Here is a 5604-nt window from a genome sequence, read left to right on the forward strand (position 1 = left end):
GGGAGATCTTTTAAAATTTAGAAGGTTTGTAAATAACTTTTATAAACCGAATATGAAATTACAACAAACAAGAATATATTGTAAATATATCCTTGTCTATTTTAATAACAAAGCTTATGCTTTTACAATGAGATTTATTTTTGTAACAATAGAGTTACTAAAAATGGTCAGAGAATCAAATTTTTTTATGGAGAGTTTGATCCTGGCTCAGAGTGAACGCTGGCGGCGTGCCTAACACATGCAAGTCGAACGAGAACGGGTTTAGTTTACTAAACTGTCAGCTAAGTGGCGCACGGGTGAGTAATGTATAGTTAACCTGCCCTCTAGAAAGGAATAACAGTTGGAAACGACTGCTAATGCCCTATATGCCCATAATACAAAAGTATGCTGGGGAAACGCTTTAGTGCTAGAGGATGGGACTGTATGGTATCAGATAGTTGGTGAGGTAATGGCTCACCAAGTCAATGACGCCTAACTGGTTTGAGAGGATGATCAGTCACACTGGAACTGAGACACGGTCCAGACTCCTACGGGAGGCAGCAGTGGGGAATATTGCACAATGGAGGAAACTCTGATGCAGCAACGCCGCGTGGAGGATGACACTTTTCGGAGCGTAAACTCCTTTTATATAGGAAGATAATGACGGTACTATATGAATAAGCACCGGCTAACTCCGTGCCAGCAGCCGCGGTAATACGGAGGGTGCAAGCGTTACTCGGAATCACTGGGCGTAAAGAGCGTGTAGGCGGGTTATTAAGTCAGAAGTGAAATCCTATGGCTCAACCATAGAACTGCTTTTGAAACTGGTAACCTAGAGTATGGGAGAGGTAGATGGAATTTCTGGTGTAGGGGTAAAATCCGTAGAGATCAGAAGGAATACCGATTGCGAAGGCGATCTACTGGAACATTACTGACGCTGAGACGCGAAAGCGTGGGGAGCAAACAGGATTAGATACCCTGGTAGTCCACGCCCTAAACGATGTACACTAGTTGTTGCCATGCTAGACATGGCAGTAATGCAGTTAACACATTAAGTGTACCGCCTGGGGAGTACGGTCGCAAGATTAAAACTCAAAGGAATAGACGGGGACCCGCACAAGCGGTGGAGCATGTGGTTTAATTCGACGATACGCGAAGAACCTTACCTGGACTTGACATTTACAGAACTTTCAAGAGATTGATTGGTGTCTGCTTGCAGAAACTGTAGGACAGGTGCTGCACGGCTGTCGTCAGCTCGTGTCGTGAGATGTTGGGTTAAGTCCCGCAACGAGCGCAACCCACGTCGTTAGTTGCTAACAGTTCGGCTGAGAACTCTAACGAGACTGCCTGGGCAACCAGGAGGAAGGTGTGGACGACGTCAAGTCATCATGGCCCTTACGTCCAGGGCTACACACGTGCTACAATGGGGTATACAAAGAGCCGCGATACCGCGAGGTGGAGCAAATCTCAAAAATATCTCCCAGTTCGGATTGTACTCTGCAACTCGAGTGCATGAAGTTGGAATCGCTAGTAATCGTAGATCAGCAATGCTACGGTGAATACGTTCCCGGGTCTTGTACTCACCGCCCGTCACACCATGGGAGTTGAACTCATTCGAAGCGGGGATGCTAAGATAGCTACCCTCCACAGTGGATTCAGCGACTGGGGTGAAGTCGTAACAAGGTAACCGTAGGTGAACCTGCGGTTGGATCACCTCCTTTCAGAGAAGAGAAGTTAGATTCGTTTCTAACTTCCAAAGCTATCAAAGATAGCAAAATAGTAAGTTCATGTTCGGTTTATAAAGGTTATTTAAAATAGGTGACAAATGGGCCTATAGCTCAGCTGGCTAGAGCGCTCGACTGATAATCGTGAGGTCCCAGGTTCAAGTCCTGGTAGGCCCACCATTATAAATAATCTTATAAAAGTTATAGGTTAAATGTTGGGGATATAGCTCAGCTGGGAGAGCGCCTGCCTTGCACGCAGGAGGTCAGCGGTTCGATCCCGCTTATCTCCACCATCTATTTAAAAACTAAATATAAGTTCAAAGAGCTTTGAATTTATATTTGGTTTTTTACAACCAAAATGCGTTACCTTTAAAAATGTATATTTTTAAAGCTAGCATGATATTTAAAAACATAATGTTAAAGTCTTTAATTTTTTCGTTTAAATCAATATCTTTCGTATGAAGATGATTTAAAAAACAAAAAATTTCATATCTAATAAAATAGATAGACACAACTAACTTATTAATATAAGCGTTACCTTGGAAAAATGTAAATTTTTTTAAGCTAGCAAGTATTTAATAAGATAGTAGCCAAGGAATAATTATTCAAAAAGGTTAAAGTAAGAAATTACTTTATTCTCAAATAAAATAAGCTATTAAGGGCTAATGGTGGATGCCTAGACTGTAAGAGGCGATGAAGGACGTACTAGGCTGCGATAAGCTTTGGGGAGCCGCCAAGAGGCATTGATCCAGAGATTTCCGAATGGGACAACCCAGCATATAGCGATATATGTTATCCCTTAGGGGAGGCGAACGTGGTGAAGTGAAACATCTCAGTAACCACAGGAAGAGAAATCAACAGAGATTCCGTTAGTAGCGGCGAGCGAACGCGGATTAGGGCAAACCCTATGCTTGCATAGGGGGTTGTAGGACCATAACATGAGACTAAAGAAGATAGTAGAAGTAGTTGGAAAGCTACAGCATAGAAGGTGATACTCCTGTATACGAAATTTTCGATAGCTCTATTGGTATCCTGAGTAGGACGGAACACGTGATATTTTGTCTGAATCCGGGGGGACCACCCTCCAACCCTAAATACTACTTACAGATCGATAGTGAACAAGTACCGTGAGGGAAAGGTGAAAAGTACTCCAGCGAGGAGAGTGAAATAGAACCTGAAACCATTAGCTTACAATCATTCGGAGCCCTATGATTTATCAGGGTGACGGACTGCCTTTTGCATAATGAGCCTGCGAGTTGTGGTGTCTGGCAAGGTTAAGTCAAGTACGAAGCCGTAGCGAAAGCGAGTCTTAATAGGGCGAATTAGTCAGATGCTGCAGACCCGAAACGAAGTGATCTATCCATGGGCAGGTTGAAGCTGGTGTAAGAGCCAGTGGAGGACCGAACCGGTAGGCGTTGAAAAGTCTTCGGATGACCTGTGGATAGGGGTGAAAGGCCAATCAAACTTCGTGATAGCTGGTTCTCTCCGAAATATATTTAGGTATAGCCTCTAGTAGTAGCATGTAGGGGTAGAGCTCTGACTGGGCTAGGGCTGCTCACCGCGGTACCAAACCCTATCAAACTTCGAATACTACATGTGTAATCTAGGGAGTCAGGCGTAGGGTGATAAAATCCTATGTCGAGAGGGGAACAACCCAGACTAACAGCTAAGGTCCCAAAGTTACATCTAAGTGGAAAACGATGTGGAGTTACTGTGACAACCAGGAGGTTGGCTTAGAAGCAGCCACCCTTTAAAGAAAGCGTAACAGCTCACTGGTCTAGTGATTCTGCGCGGAAAATATAACGGGGCTAAGATGTACACCGAAGCTTTAGACTCAGTTTACTGAGTGGTAGGAGAGCGTTCTATTCAGCGTTGAAGATGTACCGGTAAGGAGCGTTGGAGCGGATAGAAGTGAGCATGCAGGCATGAGTAGCGAGAAAAGAGGTGAGAATCCTCTTCGCCGAAAACCCAAGGTTTCCTACGCGATGCTCGTCATCGTAGGGTTAGTCGGGTCCTAAGTCGAGTCCGAAAGGGGTAGACGATGGCAAATTGGTTAATATTCCAATACCAACATACAAGCGCGATGTGGGGACGCATAGAGTTAATCGAGGTCACTGATGGAAGTGTGGCTCGAAGGATGTAGGTTGTATCTTAGGCAAATCCGGGATACATTCGACCGAGATCTTACAGGCTGTTGCCGTTCTTCGGAACTAATACAGAATCGATGATACTGTCGTGCCAAGAAAAGCCACTAAGTATATTGTATGTTGCCCGTACCGTAAACCGACACAGGTGGGTGGGATGAGTATTCTAAGGCGCGTGGAAGAACCCTGGTTAAGGAACTCTGCAAACTAGCACCGTATCTTCGGTATAAGGTGTGCCTACTTTGGTATAGAGATTTACTCTCGAAAGCTAAAGAGGTTGCAACAAAGAGTCCCTCCCGACTGTTTACCAAAAACACAGCACTTTGCTAACACGTAAGTGGATGTATAAGGTGTGACGCCTGCCCGGTGCTCGAAGGTTAACTGATGATGTAAGCACTTGTGCGAAGCATTTGATTGAAGCCCGAGTAAACGGCGGCCGTAACTATAACGGTCCTAAGGTAGCGAAATTCCTTGTCGGTTAAATACCGACCTGCATGAATGGCGTAACGAGATGGGAGCTGTCTCAACCAGGGATCCAGTGAAATTGTAGTGGAGGTGAAAATTCCTCCTACCCGCGGAAAGACGGAAAGACCCCGTGCACCTTTACTACAGCTTGACACTGTAGCTTGGATATTCATGTGCAGGATAGGTGGGAGGCTTTGATCACAGGACGCCAGTACTGTGTGAGCCATCCTTGAGATACCACCCTTGAATATTTGAGTTACTAACTGGGACGAGTTATCCTCGTTCAGGACAATGTCTGGTGGGTAGTTTGACTGGGGCGGTCGCCTCCTAAAAAGTAACGGAGGCTTACAAAGGTTAGTTCATGGCGGATGGAAATCGCCAGTTGAGTATAATGGCATAAACTAGCTTGACTGTGAGACATACAAGTCGAACAGAGACGAAAGTCGGTCATAGTGATCCGGTGGTTCTGTGTGGAAGGGCCATCGCTCAAAGGATAAAAGGTACGCCGGGGATAACAGGCTGATCTCCCCCAAGAGCTCACATCGACGGGGAGGTTTGGCACCTCGATGTCGGCTCATCGCATCCTGGGGCTGGAGCAGGTCCCAAGGGTATGGCTGTTCGCCATTTAAAGCGGTACGCGAGCTGGGTTCAGAACGTCGTGAGACAGTTCGGTCCCTATCTTCCGTGGGCGTAGGAAAGTTGAAGAGATTTGTCCCTAGTACGAGAGGACCGGGATGAACGTACCACTAGTGTACCAATTGTTCTGCCAAGGGCACCGTTGGGTAGCTATGTACGGATGTGATAAGAGCTGAAAGCATCTAAGCTCGAAGCCAACTCTGAGATGAACTTTCCCTGAAGATCCCTTGAAGACTACAAGGTTGATAGGCTAGGTGTGTAAGCGTTGTAAGACGTTTAGCTGACTAGTACTAATAGATCGTTTGGCTTTTTTTAAACTATTTCTTGGTTTACTATCTTATTAAGTACTTGTACTTAATAAACAATTGTGTAAGACTTAACATTATAATTTTTAATACTCATCAATGTGAGTAATGAACGAATATAAAGTTCTTTAAAAAGAACATATGCAGAAAGACAAGCTTTCTGATATTCGCTGATTACTCATATTGCTGGTGGTTTTAGCGAAGTGGTAATACCCAGCTCCATTCCGAACCTGGAAGTCAAGCACTTCTGCGCTGATAATACTGCAGGGCCCCCTTGTGGAAACGTAGGTCGCTGCCAGCTCTTGAGTTTATTTCTATTAAAGCTTACCTTTACCAACTTATCCTTAGTTG

2 tRNA genes and 3 rRNA genes are annotated in these 5604 nt (G+C 44.9%); all 5 read left to right on the forward strand.

What is annotated here, in order from left to right:
* Positions 1–184: 184 nt before the first annotated feature.
* The 5 genes from CRV02_RS14105 to rrf all read left to right on the forward strand — a co-directional run bounded on the left by CRV02_RS14105 (position 185) and on the right by rrf (position 5554).
* Positions 185–1700: ribosomal RNA gene (locus CRV02_RS14105) — 16S ribosomal RNA — on the forward strand.
* A 106-nt stretch (positions 1701–1806) separates the two neighbouring features.
* Positions 1807–1883: transfer RNA gene (locus CRV02_RS14110), tRNA-Ile, on the forward strand.
* Positions 1884–1920: 37 nt separating this feature from the next.
* Positions 1921–1996: transfer RNA gene (locus CRV02_RS14115), tRNA-Ala, on the forward strand.
* Between the two features lie 352 nt (positions 1997–2348).
* Positions 2349–5263 (forward strand): 23S ribosomal RNA (locus tag CRV02_RS14120).
* Positions 5264–5438: 175 nt separating this feature from the next.
* A 5S ribosomal RNA gene (rrf, locus tag CRV02_RS14125) occupies positions 5439–5554 on the forward strand.
* Together the 16S, 23S and 5S rRNA genes with 2 tRNA genes alongside form the textbook arrangement of a ribosomal RNA operon.
* Positions 5555–5604 lie beyond the last annotated feature (50 nt).

The organism is Arcobacter sp. CECT 8989, from assembly GCF_004116715.1.
In the GTDB taxonomy this organism is placed as follows: Bacteria; Campylobacterota; Campylobacteria; order Campylobacterales; family Arcobacteraceae; genus Halarcobacter.